Here is a 17,544-nt window from a genome sequence, read left to right as displayed (position 1 = left end):
GCATGATCGTTCAAGCACGGCAGCGCCCCTCAGGCAGACCACGCAATCCGTCAGACCGGAAGCCAACGCAGGGTTACTCAATGGCGCCAACGATGTTGACATCGATGTTTTCGCGCATCGCTTTGGAGAAGGGACAGGTATGGGTGGCAGCCTCGACCAGTTCATGGACAAGCGCCTCGTCGACTCCGGGCAAAGCGATCGACAGATGAGCCCTCAGGAAAAATCCCCTTTCCCCATGCCCCAAATCGATTTGCGCCTCGACCGCAGTGTCAGCGGGAAACGTAACCTTGCGAGCATTGCACGCATGACGAAGCGAGCTGATGAGCGAAGCCGACCAGCCCACTCCAAGCAACTGTTCGGGATTGGTGCCATGTCCTGGCGTACCCGGCGGTGAGAGCAACACGTCGAGTCGGCCATCAAGGCTGTTCCCCGAGCCTTCGCGCCCTCCCGTCGTTCGGGTCCGACTTGAGTACAGAATTTTCTCAATATTGATCATGGCGTTCTCTGAATCGACTTCATCGCAAGCATGTTCATAGCGCTTTCGATCTTACGTGTTCGCTGGCGAAGGGTACTGCGGCGGACACCGCCACCAAGGCTTCATCACCAATCGACTGCAGGTAGTCGACTAGCTTGCAGCGAGCAATATCGATCAGCCAGGCACGTGTCGATAGCGCGCAATCGAAGCTGGCGCTGCGTTGGTGAACGACCATGAACGCCTCCTGAACAAGGGTCTCAAGGTGTTCGTGCCTGGCCCGGCCGGCCTGTACCTGACCTTCATAAAACGCCATGAGCAAAGGGGCAACGGCCGCAAACAATTGTTGCGACGCCCCCTTTTCCTGCACCACGACATTAGCAATCAATCGTCCAAGCTCTTCGTTGCTGAGCCAGTCAATGCCACAGAGGCCGCTATTGCGGTTGCCATCGTTCATGATCAATCCCTTCCAAGTCTTCGATTCACCTGTCAATGACAACGCTGCTGTCTGGCAGCCGCTGCAGGTTCGTGTGTCCAGACCGCTGTTTCGAGACTGTAGGATGAGTGGCCCGTTGGCCTGGTGCCAGTTATTCGCTGTTAGCGTGTGTTAGTTGAACGGCTTAACACACCTTAACCAAGCGCTCGGAACCACTAAGCCCGCACCGTATCGGGTTGGCGGAACACGCGTGAGTGTCAATACCGGATCGACTCAGAATCGCAATGTGCGACCGGGCAGCACGTTCCACCACACGTAAACATGCCGATGCTGCGCTCATGAACTGTCTCTTTACGTGAGCAGGCTCAGCGCCCCCGCTGCTCGGGCCGCCAGAGTCCATTCACACCCGGATGGCACCAACGTGTAATGGCTGGTGGGCTCGCTCAATGGTTTTATTGATTGGTGACTGATCTCGACGACCGGGTAATCCCCCGCTAATTGTCTCGTCCAGCAGTGGAGAAAGTACGATGCCTTCCGTCCTTAATAATATTCGTGACCACTCTCCCAAGTGGACTCACACGTTATCCTTTCGACTTTTTGCGATCTTCGTTGTCAGCCTGCTCCTGACACAGATGCTTTCTGCAATCAAAGACGTTTCGTCTCCTTGCGCCTCGGCGGTCGAATTTCTTCAGGTCCTGCTGATCTGCGGGTGTGCCTGGCTCGCGGTCAGAGCGTCGATCAGACCCTTGATCAAGCTGTCGCGGGAAATCGAATACCTCGATCCACAAAACCGCCTTATCAGACTCGATGAAACGGGTCCTCTGGAAATAGCCAACGCAGCCGCTGCATTGAACGCGATGCAGGATCGGGTAGCCATCCATCTGAAGGAGCATTTACTGATTCTGGCCACCATCTCCCATGACCTGCAAACCCCTATTACGCGCATGCGCTTGCGCACAGAGTTCATGGATGAGTCCTGCGAAAAAGAAAAACTTTGCCATGACCTGGGCGAGATCGAGCACTTGATTACCGAGGGTGTGTCTTATGCCTGTAGCGCCCAAGCGTCCAGCGAAAACAACCATCGAGTCGACTTGAATGCGTTTCTTGAAACGCTGGTGTTCGATTACGAGGACATGGGCAAACCGATTCAGCACCGGATCGTCGGCAAACACGTGCTTCACACCCAGCCCTATGTACTTCGTCGGCTTCTGGTCAACCTGATCGACAACGCCATTAAGTATGGCGGGGGCGCGCAGCTGGAGGCCGACTCACAGGTCCCTGGCGTCATCCTGATCTGCATTCTGGATCGAGGCCCCGGCATACCCGAATCGGAACTTGAGCGAGTACTGCAGCCCTTTTACAGAATCCCGTCTGATCGTCAAAACGGGACCAAAGGCTCGGGGCTAGGCCTGGCGATCGCCAATCAACTCGCGTGCGTTCTGGGCGGACAGTTGAAACTGTCGGCGCGCGCCGGTGGCGGCCTGTGCGTCCAAGTGACATTGAAGTCGCTTGCTCACTGACCCCGGGCACCCCAGCTGTGTCCGGCGCCGAGTGGTCGCCAAGATGACACCCGCCCCCCCGTCGAGCACTCTGCCCCCGTCAGCATTGTTCGCTAAGGGGATCGATGACCTCAGACAACGCGTGAGCTTCAGCCTGCTGCAGGCTGACTGGACGGAGTACCGCCAGAACCTGGAGCAATCGGCGAACGACGTGACAAGCCTCCAGGCGCGCTTGCTGCAACTGTACAAGGACGACTACTCAGCACAGATTCAAAAACCGCCCATCCAGGGCGGTTTTTTATGGCAGGGCGTTCGTTAGAGCCACGCTTTTATCCGGGCACTCACCGCGTCGGTTGAGATACCGTAACGGTCATGCAGGGTCGGCAGCGCGCCCGCGTCCAGGAACGCATCCGGCAGTGCTATCTGGCGGAAGGTCGGTGTCACGCCATTTCGCATCAGCAGCCCCGCCACCGCCTCGCCCAAACCACCGATGATCGATGCGTTCTCGGCCGTCACCACCAGCCGTCCGGATTTACGCGCTTCAGCCAGAATGGTTTGTTCATCCAGGGGTTTGACCGTGGGCACGTGCAGCACCGCCACGTCGACACCATCGGCTTTCAGCTTCTCGGCCGCCTCAAGGGCGCGCATGGTCATCAGGCCGGTAGAAATGATCAGAACATCGTTGCCCGTGCGCAGGGTCTTCGCTTTGCCGATTTCAAACGTGTAACCGTACTCATCCAGCACGACCGGTACATTCCCTCGCAGCAAACGCATATAAACAGGGCCTTGGTGAGCGGCGATGGCCGGCACGGCCTGCTCGATCTCCTGCGCATCGCAGGGGTCGACGATCATCAGATTGGGCATGGCACGGAAGATCGCCAGATCATCGGTGGCCTGGTGACTGGGGCCGTAACCGGTGGTGAGTCCGGGCAAACCGCAGACGATCTTCACGTTGAGGTTTTCCTCGGCAATCGCCATGCAGATGAAGTCGTAGGCACGACGTGAAGCGAATACCGCGTAGGTCGTGGCGAACGGCGTGAAGCCCTCACGCGCCATGCCTGCGGCGGCGCTCATCAGCAGTTGCTCGGCCATGCCCATTTGGTAGAAACGGTCCGGGTGCGCCTTGGCGAAGATGTGCAGGTCCGTGTATTTCGACAGGTCGGCGGACAGACCGACGATGTCGTGGCGTTGCTCTGCCAGCGCCGCCAGCGCGTGGCCGAAAGGCGCGGACCGGGTGGCCTGACCTTCCGAGGCAATCGAGGCAATCATGGCCGAGGTTGTCAGGCGTTTTTTACCGCTTTGAGGGGTGTTTACCGTGCTCATTTGTCGCTCCCGACCTGAAGGTTTTGCAATGCCAGATCCCACTCGTTTTCATCGACGCGGATGAAATGAGTCTTTTCACGGGTCTCGAGGAAATCCACCCCTTTGCCCATTTTGGTGTCGCAGATGATCACGCGAGGTTGGCTGCCGGTGTGGTTGCGCGCGGCGTCGAATGCGTCGACCAGCGCGTGCAGGTCGTTGCCGTCCACCCGTTGAGTGAACCAGCCAAATGCCTGCCAACGATCGACGATGGGCTCGAACGCCAACACCTCGCTGGAATGTCCGTCCGCCTGTTGGTTGTTCACGTCGATGATCGCGATCAGGTTGTCGAGCTTCCAGTGCGAGGCCGACATGGCAGCTTCCCAGGTGGAGCCCTCGTTCAGCTCACCGTCGGAAAGCAGGTTATAAACGAACGCGTCGGACTGTTTGCGCTTGAGACCCAGGCAGGCGCCGACTGCGATCCCCAGGCCGTGCCCGAGCGACCCGCCGGTGATTTCCATGCCGGGGGTGTAAGCCGCCATGCCCGACATCGGCAGACGGCTGTCGTCCGAACCGTAGGTTTCCAACTCATCCAGCGGAATGACGCCCGCCTCGATCAGCGCGGCGTACAAGGCAATCGCATAGTGGCCGATGGAAAGGTAAAAGCGGTCACGCCCTTCCCACTCGGGATTGTCCGGCTGATAGCGCAGCGCGTGGAAGTACGACACGGCCAGCAGATCGGCGGCGCCCAACGCTTGCCCGACATAGCCCTGGCCCTGAACCTGCCCCATGCGCAGTGCGTGACGACGAATGTTGTAAGCGCGCTCGGTCAGTGACGCGAGACGGGTGTGTGATGCATGAACTGTCATTTGAGAAGTCTCCATTGACTCAACGATTGACCGACGCGGCCGGAATACGCAGCACCAGAACTGCGCCGATAAACAGCACAGCGGTGATGAGGTACATACCGATGGCGCTCGATCCGGTCGTGGTCGTAATCCAGCCGATCAGATAGGGCGAGCAGAAACCCGCAAGGTTGGCGAAGCTGTTGATGCCCGCGATGCCGGCTGCCGCTGATACCCCGCCCAATAGCGTGGTGGGTAACATCCAGAAGAGTGAAGACGCAGACAGCACGCCCGCTGCCGCCAGACACAGACTCAGCACAGAGAACACCAGGTTGCCGCCCATTAACGCCGCCAGCGTAAGGCCGATGGCGCCAGCGATCATGGGGGCAACCAAGTGCCAGCGGCGCTCGCGGTGTTTGTCTCCACTGCGGCCCATCAACAGCATCGCGACGATGGCGCACAGGTACGGCAGGCTGGTCACCAGGCCGATGTGCAGCGGGTCGGAGACACCGGCGTTACGGATCAGCGTTGGCAGCCAGAACGTGATTGCGTACTGGCCCATGACTACGCAGAAGTAGATGCAGGCCAACAACCAGAGACGGCGATCACGAATGAATTCCCGCGGCGATGCATGGGTCACTTTGCGGCTGTTGTCTTCTGCCAGTTCCTTGTTCACCAGCTCCTTTTCGTCGTCGGTGAGCCAGGTGGCCTGATGCACGCCATCTTTCAGGTAGGTCAGCACCAGCAGCCCGACGATGACCGTGGGAATGGCCTCGATCACGAACATCCACTGCCAGCCGGACCAGCCGTGCATGCCCGCGAAGTGGTTCATGATCCAGCCGGACAACGGGCCGCCGATCATGCCCGACAACGGGATGGCCACGAACCAGAGCACCGTCATCTTTGCCCGACGGTAAGACGGGAACCAGTACGTCAGGTACAGCAGCAAGCCGGGGGCCAGGCCCGCTTCGGCAATGCCCAGCAGGAAGCGCAACGCGTAAAACTGCCAGGCCGTTTCCACGAAGGCGAAGAGTGCCGAGATGATCCCCCACGAGATCATGATGCGTGCGATCCAGCGACGAGCGCCGACTTTGTGCAGGATCAGGTTGCTGGGGACTTCGCAGAGGAAATAACCGAGAAAGAACATGCCGGCGCCGAGCCCGTAGACGGTCTCGCTGAGCGACAGGTCATTCATCATCTGCAGCTTGGCGAAACCGACGTTGACCCGATCCAGATACGCGCAGAGGTAGCACAGCATGAGGAATGGCATCAGGCGCCAGGCGGTTTTGCGATAAGCATTCGAGCGCACGGCCGATGCCGCGTCGAGCGTCATGGTGGTAATCATGATGATCTGATCTCTTGTTTTTATAGACCGCCAGGCCGCATAGCCCGGCGAATCATCGATCCAGAACAGTACGGGCGGATCGCCCGGCCACTTGTTATCAGTGAATCAGCATGCCGCCGTTAACATCCAGCGTAATGCCTGTCAGGTAAGAGGACAGGTCACTGGCCAGAAACAGCGCCGCATTGGCCACGTCCTGCGCCTCACCCAGACGGCCCAGCGGAATGCCGTCGATGATCGCGTGGCGGCGCTCATCCTGCATCAGCCCACCGGTGATATCGGTGTGGATCAAGCCGGGGGCGATGGAGTTGACGCGTACGTTGTCAGGACCGAGTTCGCGAGCCATCGCCTTGGCCAGGCCCAGCACACCGGCTTTTGCGGCGCTGTAGTGAGGACCGCCGAAGATACCGCCGCCACGCTGCGCGGACACCGAGGACATGCACACGATGCTGCCCGAAGACTGCTTGCGCATCAGCGGAATGACCGCCTGGGACATCAACAACGTGCCGCGCAGACTGACATCGAGCACTTTGTCGTAGTCCGCGTGGCGGATGTCGAGGGTCTTGAGGGGTTGGGTGATACCGGCATTGTTGATCAACACGTCGATACGGCCGAAGTGCTCGATGACCTGGGCGACGGCCTTGTTGACCTGTGCCTCGTCGGCGACGTTGGCAGCGAGTCCGAGATGACCTTCGCCCAGCGACGCTGCGGCGTCTCGTGCGGCGGCTGCATCGAGGTCGAGAATGACGACCTTTGCCCCGTGCTGTGCGAAGGTGGCCGCAGTGGCCCGGCCGATACCACGTGCAGATGCTGCACCCGTGATGATTGCAACTTTGCCCTGAAGAAGCATGAGCGAAACCTCTGATTGTTTTTATGAGATTTTGGGTGGCTTCGATCCCTGGGAATCGATGGGGTCAGCTTGGTCCTCGAGGTCAGGGCGAGCAATAACGCAAAAGTCATTGGATGCTGAAAAAAATTCAGCCCTCGTCAGGACAGTCGCAGGAGTGCTTGAATAGAAAGCGCCGAATCACAAGAAGAACAAAGGAGTCCTCACCCATGTCCACTGGCGGCGAAGCCTCACCACCGCTCCCACCCTTGAGAGCAATTCAGGCCTTCGAACAGACGGCACGCTTCGGCAACGTCGCCAGAGCGGCCGAAGCGCTGGACCTCACGCCCTCGGCCGTGAGCCATCAACTGGCCAATCTTGAAGCGATGATCGGGCGCCAATTGTTCGTCCGCAACGCCCGCGGCGTGACGCTGACGCCGGTGGGTGAGCAATACCTGAAGGAGATTTCCGGGCTACTACACAGCCTGGCCATTGCGACCGAGCGAGCCTCCAGCGACGTCAGTCTCGATTGCCTGCGCCTGCATTCTTCGCCCAGTTTCGGGCTGCTGTGGCTGATGCCTAGGCTGGAGGCATTTCGTGTGAGCCATCCCGATATCCAGATCAACCTTTCGTGTTCATACGAATCCCTGCACTTCAGCCGGGACAAGATCGACGTGGACATTCGTCATGGCGTGCCGAACTGGCCCAGCTATGAAGTGCGCACCGTGCGTAACGAACACTTCGCGGTGCTGGCCGCGCCCAAATTACTCGCCCGCAGACCGATCAGCGCCGCAGCGGATTTGCTGGACTGTGAGTTGATCCTGTCGGAAGCGACATTGTTGAAGTGGCCCGCCTGGTTTGCCCAACACGGCCTGGCACGCCCGGAGAATCCCTATGCGCTGAGCTTCGATCGCTCCTACATGACCCTCGAAGCGGCAAGCCATGGGCTGGGCTTCGCACTTGAGAGCTCGCTGCTGGCGCAGAAGTACCTGGCGTCCGGAGAACTGGTGGAGGTATCACCCGAATCGTTGAGTGCTCCGGTGGCCGCGCATCACCTGGTATTCCCGAAGGCCCACTCCAGCTTTCCGCGTGTCAGGCGGTTTCTGGAGTGGATGGAGAGCGAACTGGGGCACGGCTTCGTTTTTTGATCTGTTGCGGCAATCGGCCGCCGGTTCATCACGACACTGACGCGCTGTTTTTCTACACCGGGGGTATGAATGACGGACCAGGAAATCAGCGTCGTCCGTCGGGCGTGAGATGGGCACTCAGGTACGCAAGCAAAGCGCTGACTTTCGGCAGCGCCTCACGACTTTTGAGCCATACCAGGTTCATCGGCAGGCCTTCGGTGGCGAGATGCGGCAGCACTTCAATCAGTCTGCCGCTGCTCAAGTGCGTTTGAACCAGCCAGGTCGGTAACTGCGCGATGCCAAGGCCTGCCAGAACGGCCATGACCTCACCCTCACCGTCCCCCACGGCGATGTGAGGATGAATGATCCTGCGTTCCCGGTCGCCCGGTTGCCGGCCTTCGAAATACCACGGGATGGTCATGCCATCGTTCTGCCCATAGCCCACGCACTGGTGCCCGTCCAGATCGGCCTCCGAGGCCGGTGCCCCGTAGCGCTCGAGGTAGTCAGGCGACGCGCAAAAAATGAGCGTCTGGGTGCCGAAAAACTGATGCCCTATGGACGCGGGCCACGCATCGGAGCCCCCGATCCTCACGACGATATCGATACCTTCGTGTACCGGGTCCACATAACGGTCCGAAAACGACACATGGGGCGAGAGTCGCGGGTGCAGCTTCATGAACTCAAGGATCAGCGGCAGAACGTGCAAGCGGCCATAGGAAGCGGGCAAATCGATGCGGACCTTGCCTTGCGGCTCGGTCTGCGTCGACGTCAGGGCAATTTCGACCTCCTCCAGATCGGACAGCACGGTGGTGCAGGTGCGGTAGAAGGTTTCCCCGGCATCCGTCAGCGACAATCGACGCGTGGTGCGTTGAAACAACCGCGTCCCCAGCCGACCTTCCAGTCGCGCGATGCTCTTGCTGACGGCCGAGTTGGTGAGGCTCAGACGTTCCGCCGCCGCAGTGAAGCTGCCCATATCGGCGACGATGACGAACACATCAATGCCCTTAAGCCGTTCTGAAGAAAACATAGCCACTCCAATTAGTGAATCTGATTCCATTCACTCGGTAAAAACCAGCCAAGATAAAACACAATTTCTCCAATAGGCTATGCCGAAATCCGTTTGGAGTTAAGCACCATGCAGTCCCCACCCACGGCAAGCGCCACGCTGAACCCCGCCGAGACCTCAAGTTCCGGGCTTCAGATCCTGATCATGGCGGTCGCGGCCTTCATTATTGTCACCACCGAATTCCTGATCGTCGGGCTGCTGCCCGCCCTGTCCCGAGACCTGAACATCTCCATCGCCCTCGCGGGCCAGGTGGTCACCCTGTTCGCGTTCACCGTGATGCTGTTCGGGCCCGTCCTCACCGCCAAGCTGGCCCACGTCGAGCGCAAGAAGCTGTTCACCCTGATCCTCATGGTGTTCGCCGCCTCGAACGTACTGGCGGCGGTGTCCACCAACATCTGGATAATGGCGCTGGCACGGTTCATCCCGGCCCTGGCATTGCCCGTGTTCTGGGGAACAGCCAGCGAAACCGCAGAACAGCTCGCAGGTCCGGGTCAATCGGGCAAGGCCGTGGGCCGGGTCTATCTGGGTATTACGGCCGCGCTGGTATTTGGCGTGCCGCTGGGCACGCTGGCGGCTGACTCGGTGGGCTGGCGCGGAAGCTTCTGGATTCTGGCGGCGATTTCCTTTTTCATCGGCGTGCTGATGCACCTTGTGATGCCACAGTTGCCGGTCTCCGCCAGTGCGCACCCTGATCAGAAACAAACTGCAATCCTGCGCCAACCACGCTTCCTGGCTCACCTGTTGCTGTCGATCCTGACGTTCACCTCGCTGTTCACCGCCTACACCTACCTGGCCGACATCCTTGAGCGACTGGGTGGCATTCCTGCGGGTCAGGTGGGCTGGTGGCTGATGGGCTTCGGCGCGATCGGCATGGTCGGTAACCACCTGGGCGGCAGCATGGTCGACCGCAAACCCCTTGCCGCGATGGTGCTGTTTCTGGTGCTGGCCGGTGCAGGCATGCTCGCGGCGGTGCCTCTGGCGCCGAACCACACGTGGCTGATCGTTGCGTTGGTCGCGTGGGGCATTGGATACACCGCACTGTTCGTCGTGTGCCAGGTCAGGGTCATGCAGGCCGGGGCGCATGCTCAAGCATTGGCCGCCTCCATGAACATCTCCGCAGCCAACGCCGGCATCGGCCTGGGTGCCATCTTCGGCGGTATCGGCATTGGTCACTTCGGCCTGGGCTCGATTGGCATCATCGCCACCCTCATCGCTGCGCTGGCTGTGATCGTCGCGTTGCTGATGATGCGTCGCCCGTAACAAAGACGGCTGCAGTTTCAGGGAGGCATCGGGCGTTGATCGGCCAGGTGCGGATCATTAACGCCAGAAAAAAAACAGTTCCCGCGATTCCGCCCAAGTAGACGGAGGTGATCAACAGTCGCGGGAACTGGAAAAGAGCGAACGTTTACTGCTGGCTCAGGAACCCGTCCCGAAGCAGTGATTTGGACAGGCGCTCAGGCCTGCATTTCGAGCGGATGATCGGTTGGCATCATGAACCTGACGGCACATTCGATGATGTGAGCGTCAGAAAGAATGCGGCGATGCCCGAGCCCGCGGGTTTCAATCAAGGTCGAACGCCTCCATGCGCCATGCAGCGCCCGGGATTGAGCGACCGGTACGACACGGTCATCGCCATCATGCACGATCAGCCCCGAGTGTTTGAGCCCCATGGCCAGTGCCGGAAGGTCGATAGACGCCAGCGTTACCCCCATGAATGCTTCCACCCACGCGCAGAACTCCGTCGTTTGCCGATCATTCAGACAGTGAGCACGGGCGATCTCCAAAACGACGGTGGTCATCGAACTGGGCCCGCAAACATGCACACTTCGCTGTACCGACAAACCATTGCACAGTGCCCAGAGTGCTGCGGTGGAACCGGCCGAATGGGCGATAACGCCATGGACATCGCCCAGATGCCCCGCCAGCTTCAATGCCGCCTTCCCCGCATGAATCACACTCGACCCTGCTCCAGTGGAGTGTCCGTGGCCCGGCGCATCGAGCACGGCAACAGAAAACCCTGCCGCGATCAGCGGTTTTACGAACCCCATCAGACGGGAACCCCGACTGGACCAGCCGTGCATCAGCAAAATGACCGGCCCGCAGCCAAACATCCAGAACGCCAGGCGATCTCCGTCAACGTCCAGAGATGCCTGCCATCCCTTGCCCAGGAAACTCACTTCGCTCCACGAGGCAGCAATCCGCTCTGGCACGGCGAACGCCTGGCACACAGCCGCAAGCTCAGGATGTGGGATGCTCAAGTCAGGATGCTTCACGGTGCAGTTCCCTTTCTCGTAGGTGCCGCAGGCCGCGATAAAAGCACCTGAAAAATCGTGAGCGTCAGATGCCTTGGCCAGGCGCCAGAACAGGCGTTGTTCTTTGCCCGAGCAATTGGCGTGCGGAATCAGCGATCATGACGACGGCCCCGGCCAGCATCAGGACGTCTTTGAGTACCAGTCTTCCGCCGCCTGACAAGTAGGGAAATCCGAACTCGGCATCGCCCGTACTCTGTACCCACGCCTCGGGCGTTGTAATGAGAAAGGACAGCGTCACCAACGGCGTCAGAAACGCCAACACGGAACCGGCCATGCCGAGCCTGCGAGAAAACAGGTAGGACAGCACCAGCAAGCCGATCAGGATCTCCACTGTTCCCAACCCATTGGAAAACGCATAAGTATGATTAGCGGTCTGCCATTCCCGCTTGGCCGGATCAAGTTGGCCCTCATGCGTAAGATGCTCTTTGTATTGATCCGGGTGCGCATAGAACATAGACATCACTGGATTATTAGCCACGAACGGCGTGATGCTGTCGGCCTCATAAGGGACGAATTTCAAGGCGCCTATCCATAAAAAGATGATCGCGACACCGAGTCGAATCAAATGAATACCGAGGTTTTCAAGGCGGCTGGCGCCCACAAGCAGTCCATGCACGACTGAGTGTTGATTGTTCATGATCATTTACATCCGGTGATTGAATCAGTTGAATGCCAAGAGGGTTTAAACCGATTATTGAACCCGCGCCGCTCAGCCTGTTGTTCAGTACGGTTAAATCCAATGGGATGAAACCGAGCCACATGGGTTAACTTAACTGGACCGCATAACGGCCCAAATGGCCAACTCGTAAGTAAGAGACTATCCGCGCGGTGCATCACCCGACAATAATCCAATAGAACAGGGTCCCTAAACCAACGTATGGTTATGCACTGACACTCAAGAACAGGAAGAGCGTGGGTCCGGGCCGCGCAACGCCTGTCGAGTCATAGCGCGGGTCAGACTGACCGCGCGCAGGGGCTCAGGTGGCCAACAGAAATTGGGGAGGCGCTGCGGGCGATGGATTGGGTAACCTCATCGACACTCGAGATGTCGCAGAGGCCACACAGGGTTGCTGTGCCAATGCCGAGAACCGGGCAACCAACGTTCATGCTGACAAGCATGGAGTTTAAAAAGAATGTCGTTAACACGGGCACGCAATGAGCGTTTCAAGCGCGCGGCCAGGGATCCTTTGACCAGCCAACTATCCAGTGGTGAATGGCCGATGGCGGCATTGGCTGAGCAATACCGTAGCCCTGAGCCACCTCACATCCAAGCTGCAAAAGCTGAGCAGCCTGCGCGGGGTTGTTGACACCCTCGGCGATGACCTCGCGCCCAAATGCCGACGCCAGTCCCAGGATTGCCTGCAGGATTGACACATCCGAAGGTGCATCGAGCATCCCGTGAATAAATGTTTGATCAATCTTCAACTGAGCTACCGGCAAGCGCTTGAGGTAGCTGAGAGACGAATAGCCGGTACCAAAATCGTCCAGCGCGAAATGCACGCCGAGCGCTGCGCACTTGCGCAACGTAAGCGACACGCCTTCGATGTCTTCCAGCGCACTTGTTTCGAGAATTTCGATGATCAACATGTGCGGCTCGACATCGGGGTGCGCTGCCAGCCGTTCCATCAGGTTGGGGACAAAGTCCGGATGCTGAAGTTGTCGAGCGCCCACATTGATACTGACCGGGAGCAGCAACCCTTCCCGTTGCCACTGCGCGACTTGGATCAAGGCGTTTTCCAGCACCCACTCACCCACCACCTCCGAAAGCGCATTGCTCTCAATCAGCGGCAGGAAATCGTCGGGCATCAGCAGCCCCCTTTCCGGGTGCTGCCAGCGTAACAATGCTTCTGCACCGACGACTTCACCGGTGCGCAGGTTGACCTTGGGCTGGTAATACAGCCGCAGCTCGTGCTCTCGAATGGCCCTGTCGATCCTGTCCAGCCGGGCGTTGTGTCCACGCATGTCCAGATCGTTCCTGGCGTCGAACACATGGAAGCGATCTTTACCCGCCAGCTTGGCCTGATACATCGCCTGATCGGCCTGGCGCAGCAGCTGGTCGGCGCTTATGTCACCTTCTTGAGGGTAGTAACTCACGCCTACGCTTGCGGACAGCGACACCTTCAACGCGCCGATGTGCACCGTGTCGCTTGCGCACGCCAATAAACGCTCCAGCACCAGCGCACTGTCGCAGACCTGATCGAGAGCAACGATCAGGGCAACGAACTCATCGCCACCCAGACGGGCCATGGTGCAGCCCGCTGGCAACGTTTGGTTCATGCGTCGCGAAACGTGGGCAAGTACCCTGTCGCCCACTTCGTGACCATGTTCGTCATTGATCGCCTTGAAGCCATCAAGGTCCAGATAAGCGACGGCGAGTTGAGTGCCGGTACGCAACGCGACGGCCATGGCCTCATGCATGCGGGACGCCAGCAACACGCGATTGGGGAGGTGAGTCAACGGATCGTAGTGGGCAATGTATTCCAGCTGGCGCTGGTGTTCGTGGGACTCGGTGACATCGGTGAATAGCGCGACGTAATGCTGAGGTTGCCCCTGAGCGTCCAGAATGGTCGTGATTGTCTGCTGTGCAGCGAACGGCTCTCCGTTACGCCGCCGGTTCCACAGATCCCCTTGCCAGTAGTGGTCCTTCAGCAGGCTGTCCCACAGATTCACGTATTGAGCCGGTGGCGTAAAACCCGAGGCCAGCAGGCGAGGATTCCTTCCAACGGCCTCGGCCCGTGAGTAACCCGTGATCGTACTGAAAGCGTCGTTGACCTCAATGATTGTCCCGATCGCATCGGTGATCATGATGCCTTCGCGCGCATGGGTGAAAACGCTCGCGGCAAGGTTCAAGCGGCTTTCGACCTGCCGCCGCGTCGTCAAATCGGTCAACGCCAACCGGATCGTCGGCACCTCGCCTTTTTGCTGAATACCGTTGAGCCTTGCCTGCCACTGACTGCCATCGGCACGCTCCAGCGACAGGTCGCATTCCTGTGCCAGGCCGTCTCTGCACAACCTGGCGAAGACCTGCTGCCACTGGTCGCGGTCCGTCTCAACGATTCGCCCGGCAAATCGGCGTTGCAGCAACCGGTCTCGAGACCAGCCCAGCATCGTTTCTCCCGTGTGGTTGACAGCCTGCACCACACCGTGGAAATCCAGCGTGAGATAGCCCACTGGGGCGTGCTCGTACAAGTCCAGATAAAGGTCCCGCGAAGCTTCCAATGCAGATTGAGCGCTACGCAGTTCCTCGTTCTGCATCTCGAGCTCGACTTGATGAAGCCGCAACTCTCGTAACAGCCGATCAGGGTCTTCCAGGCCACCGACCTGCTGGGGAATCTGAGCAAAGGGCGCGGAAGTCGGTGGCTTCATGATGGTCCGGGCCTAGAGCACTGAGGGTTGGGGCTGCATCGCCAGCAGGATCAGATGCGGTCGCGCACCCTCGCCCGACACGCGCCGGGCGTTGAGCAGGACGGTTTGAGGCTGGGTGCCAGCGAGTTGATGGGTGACCTCGAAGCCATCGAAGCTCGTGTCGTCATCGAGGATGGTACCCAGCTTCTTGCGCAGCGAAGCGATGTCCCATTGGCTGTTGTTCAACTCGTAGAGCCTGCGGCCGGTAGTCTGGCTGGCGGTGGTATTGAATGTGCGATAGTAGGACCGGCTTGCAGACACGACGCACAGGTCATGATCCAGCAACAGCAGCGGCTCGATCACCGTGTCGACGATGGCCTCGGCCAGCTCGCGCGCGGCTTGAATGGCTCGCTCATTGGCAATGCGCGAGTTGATATCGTGGAACGTCATGACCACGCCGCTTATGACGTTGTCCAGCGTGCGGTACGGTGCCAGGCGCGCGAGAAACCAGTCCCCGGAGACCGTGCACAGTTCGACTTCCTGAGGTATCAACATATCAAGCACTTCCTGTGCGGGAACCAGCAAATCCACTGAATGGATGTGCGAGGAAATATCGGCCAGCGGCCGTCCGATGTCCTTGGGAATCAAGCGGTAAAGTTTGACGGCATCCCGGGTGAAGCGTCGGATGATCAGTTGAGTGTCAAGGAATATAGTTCCGATATTGATGCTGTCGAGCAGATTTTTCATGTCATTTTGCATGTCGCCCAACTGCTCGATCTTGGCTTGCAACTCCGCATTGACCGTCACCAACTCCTCATTGACCGACTGCAGCTCTTCCCTTGAGGTTTCCAGCTCTTCGTTCGAGGATTGCAGCTCCTCGTTGGTCGACTGCATCTCTTCATTTGCAGCACCCAGTTCCTCGTTGGTGTGCTGCAATTCGTCGATCGTGGCTTGAAGATTTTCGCGGGTGTAGGCCAGGTCACGCTCCAGCGAGTTCACACGGTCGGGGGGCGATTGCGGCACAACACGTTGTGATGTCCCGTCGCTGTCGGCGAACGCAGCATCGGTGGTCTCCTGAAAGGTGATCAACAGCAGTTGTTCGCTTTGCGAGGCGCCCGCCATGCGGCGCACGCTCAGGTGGACCGGGCGGGCAATGCCATCGCCGGTCACCGTGACTGGCTGGCCGGATGTCGACTCACCGCCCTGCGCAGCACGACGGACGGCACTGCGCAGCTCCAGCTGCAGGCCTTCGCGGGCCATGTCGATGACATTCAGGCTGGCCTGCCCGGGTGCCGGACGCAGGTAACTCCCGGTATCGCCATGCACGTAAAGAATGTTGCCGGCCAGATCCGTCACGACCGACGCGGGCCCGAAATCCTGAAGCAGTGCGCGGCGAGTCAGTTCGGCGAGGTTGGTTTCTTTGTTCAAGGTCAAGGTACGGTCCGCAGGTCGGCTGATTTTTTGGGGAAGCCAGGAAAGACTGCTGCCCAGCTGCATCAATCTGTTGTTGTGGGCCTTGTTCACCCGATAAAACTTCCACTTGCGGTGCATAGGCGTGAACAACGTTGCGTAACTGCCGATGCTCTCGGAAGGAGAAAGAAACAGCACGCCTTGGGACTTCAGCGAGTAATGGAAGATCGGGATCAGGCGGTTCTGCAGCGCGGCGCCCAGGTAAATCATCAGGTTGCGACAGCAGAGCAGATCAAGCCGCGTGAACGGCGGATCCTTAATCACATTCTGCACCGCGAACACGATCATCTCGCGGATTTCTTTCCTGACTCTGTAGCCGCCTTCGACAGGGCTAAAGTAGCGGCTCAGGCGTTCGGGGCTCATCTCCTGGGCGATCGTCTCGGGATAAAGGCCGGCCCGCGCAATGTTGATCGCGTCAGCATCCAGATCAGTCGCAAACAGCTGCACCTTGCACGCGGATCCATGGGTTTGCAGCAGTTCATGCAGCACAATGGCCACGGAATACGCTTCCTCGCCGCTGGCGCAACCCGCGATCCAGACGCGAAACTCGTCGTTGCTCGCTTTGCCCGTCAGCATGGGCTCAAGGATGTCCGTGCGCATGACCTCGAACGCCTCAGGGTCTCGGAAGAACTGAGTCACGTTGATCAGCAATTCATTGAACAGCAATTGGCACTCCACCGCAGAACGCTGCAACAGGCTCGAATAGTCAGTCTGACTGGCTATTTGCAGGACCTGCATTCGCCGCTCTATCCGTCGCGCAATCGTCGTTTTCTTGTACTGGGTGAAGTCGTGTCCGGTGACCGTGCGCAAATGCACCAATATCTGCTGCAACGATTCGCCGGATGCGGTATTAGCCATGGGCTCGACCTTACGCCCCAAAAGCACCTCAGGCATTTGCTCCAACGTCAGGACATGACTGGCGTTACCGGCCTCAATAGCGCTGCTGGGCATGCCACTGTAGGTCGCCTCGTCTGGCCATTGCACCAGCGTCTTGCCCCCGCCGTCGAGAATGGCCCGGCAGCCCTGCGTGCCGTCGTGCCCTGTGCCGGAAAGCACGATGCCCACGGCATTGGCGCCAAGCTCGCTCGCCATTGAAGTGAAACAGGTGTCGATGGGCAGGTGCAGGCCGCCTGACGGCATGGGTGCCTGCACCACCAGTGTGTTTCCTTCAAGGGTGAGGTCACGATTGGGAGGCAGAACATAAACAGTATTGGCTTCCAATGACACGCCATGTTCGGCGTCGGCGACTCTCATTGTGGTCGCGCGGCCAAGGATTTCGCTCAACAAACTGGGCATGGACGGGGCCAGGTGCTGGATCACCAAAAAGCTGAAGCCGGTGTCGACCGGCATCAATGTCAGAAAGCGCTGCAACACCTCGAGCCCGCCTGCTGATGCACCTAATCCAACGACCAATCGGTTGTCAGGCACGGTAGAACGTTGAATGGAGGGCACTGGAGAACCTGCGCAGGTATTTGGCCGTCTATGTTAGCGATTATCTGCCTCTA

The 17,544-nt window shown here is 59.1% G+C and carries 15 protein-coding genes; 4 read left to right on the top strand and 11 right to left on the bottom strand.

Features of this window, described 5'->3' with window-relative positions; translation table 11 throughout:
* Nucleotides 1–73: 73 nt before the first annotated feature.
* Nucleotides 74–496 carry an Ohr family peroxiredoxin gene (locus tag BLS87_RS00980; RefSeq protein WP_074749537.1) on the bottom strand — a complete coding sequence of 141 codons (423 nt, stop codon included), beginning with the start codon at nt 494–496 and terminating at the stop codon, nt 74–76.
* Between the two features lie 34 nt (nt 497–530).
* On the bottom strand, nt 531–929 hold the full coding sequence (locus tag BLS87_RS00975) for a hypothetical protein (RefSeq protein WP_074749536.1): 399 nt from the start codon (nt 927–929) through the stop codon (nt 531–533).
* A gap of 611 nt (nt 930–1,540) precedes the next feature.
* Here BLS87_RS00975 and BLS87_RS00970 point away from each other — a divergent pair.
* Together BLS87_RS00970 and BLS87_RS34090 are read left to right on the top strand one after the other, a co-directional pair.
* Nucleotides 1,541–2,428, top strand: a complete 888-nt coding sequence (locus tag BLS87_RS00970; protein WP_074749535.1) for an ATP-binding protein — start codon at nt 1,541–1,543, stop codon at nt 2,426–2,428.
* A gap of 121 nt (nt 2,429–2,549) precedes the next feature.
* Nucleotides 2,550–2,726 carry a hypothetical protein gene (locus tag BLS87_RS34090; RefSeq protein ID WP_167362022.1) on the top strand — a complete coding sequence of 59 codons (177 nt, stop codon included), beginning with the start codon at nt 2,550–2,552 and terminating at the stop codon, nt 2,724–2,726.
* Here BLS87_RS34090 and BLS87_RS00965 read toward each other — a convergent pair.
* The 4 genes from BLS87_RS00965 to BLS87_RS00950 form a co-directional block, all read right to left on the bottom strand.
* Nucleotides 2,723–3,730 carry a transketolase family protein gene (locus tag BLS87_RS00965; RefSeq protein WP_074749534.1) on the bottom strand — a complete coding sequence of 336 codons (1,008 nt, stop codon included), beginning with the start codon at nt 3,728–3,730 and terminating at the stop codon, nt 2,723–2,725. The genes BLS87_RS34090 and BLS87_RS00965 overlap by 4 nt on opposite strands.
* The gene (locus tag BLS87_RS00960) at nt 3,727–4,575 is read right to left on the bottom strand and encodes a transketolase (RefSeq protein ID WP_074749533.1); all 849 of its coding nucleotides are present in this window, start codon (nt 4,573–4,575) and stop codon (nt 3,727–3,729) included. Before BLS87_RS00960 ends, BLS87_RS00965 begins: the two co-directional genes overlap by 4 nt.
* Before the next feature lie 19 nt (nt 4,576–4,594).
* Complete coding sequence (locus BLS87_RS00955) at nt 4,595–5,896, bottom strand: MFS transporter (protein WP_074749532.1); 1,302 nt, start codon at nt 5,894–5,896, stop codon at nt 4,595–4,597.
* Nucleotides 5,897–5,993: 97 nt separating this feature from the next.
* Nucleotides 5,994–6,743 (bottom strand): SDR family NAD(P)-dependent oxidoreductase, encoded by a 750-nt coding sequence (locus BLS87_RS00950; protein ID WP_074749531.1) that lies wholly within the window; start codon nt 6,741–6,743, stop codon nt 5,994–5,996.
* A 206-nt stretch (nt 6,744–6,949) separates the two neighbouring features.
* On the opposite strand from BLS87_RS00950, the gene BLS87_RS00945 reads away from it, so the two are divergent.
* Complete coding sequence (locus BLS87_RS00945) at nt 6,950–7,867, top strand: LysR substrate-binding domain-containing protein (protein WP_074749530.1); 918 nt, start codon at nt 6,950–6,952, stop codon at nt 7,865–7,867.
* Nucleotides 7,868–7,952: 85 nt separating this feature from the next.
* On the opposite strand, the gene BLS87_RS00940 is transcribed toward BLS87_RS00945, so the two are convergent.
* The gene (locus BLS87_RS00940) at nt 7,953–8,873 is read right to left on the bottom strand and encodes a LysR family transcriptional regulator (protein WP_074749529.1); all 921 of its coding nucleotides are present in this window, start codon (nt 8,871–8,873) and stop codon (nt 7,953–7,955) included.
* Between the two features lie 108 nt (nt 8,874–8,981).
* Between BLS87_RS00940 and BLS87_RS00935 the strand changes: the two genes are divergently transcribed.
* Nucleotides 8,982–10,172, top strand: coding sequence for an MFS transporter (locus BLS87_RS00935; RefSeq protein WP_074749528.1), 1,191 nt, complete (start codon nt 8,982–8,984; stop codon nt 10,170–10,172).
* Nucleotides 10,173–10,366: 194 nt separating this feature from the next.
* On the opposite strand, the gene BLS87_RS00930 is transcribed toward BLS87_RS00935, so the two are convergent.
* From BLS87_RS00930 to BLS87_RS00915, 4 genes are all read right to left on the bottom strand, one after another.
* The gene (locus BLS87_RS00930; protein WP_074749527.1) at nt 10,367–11,185 is read right to left on the bottom strand and encodes an alpha/beta hydrolase; all 819 of its coding nucleotides are present in this window, start codon (nt 11,183–11,185) and stop codon (nt 10,367–10,369) included.
* A gap of 64 nt (nt 11,186–11,249) precedes the next feature.
* Nucleotides 11,250–11,861 carry a reactive chlorine resistance membrane protein RclC gene (gene rclC, locus BLS87_RS00925; RefSeq protein ID WP_074750198.1) on the bottom strand — a complete coding sequence of 204 codons (612 nt, stop codon included), beginning with the start codon at nt 11,859–11,861 and terminating at the stop codon, nt 11,250–11,252.
* A gap of 527 nt (nt 11,862–12,388) precedes the next feature.
* Nucleotides 12,389–14,590, bottom strand: coding sequence for a putative bifunctional diguanylate cyclase/phosphodiesterase (locus BLS87_RS00920; protein ID WP_074749526.1), 2,202 nt, complete (start codon nt 14,588–14,590; stop codon nt 12,389–12,391).
* A 12-nt stretch (nt 14,591–14,602) separates the two neighbouring features.
* A complete protein-coding gene (locus BLS87_RS00915; protein ID WP_244165770.1) occupies nt 14,603–17,413 on the bottom strand; it encodes a CheR family methyltransferase in 2,811 nt (936 codons plus the stop codon).
* Nucleotides 17,414–17,544: the final 131 nt, after the last annotated feature.

This window comes from Pseudomonas abietaniphila (assembly GCF_900100795.1).
Lineage (GTDB): Bacteria > Pseudomonadota > Gammaproteobacteria > Pseudomonadales > Pseudomonadaceae > Aquipseudomonas > Aquipseudomonas abietaniphila.
This window is presented reverse-complemented; position numbering and strand designations above follow the sequence as displayed.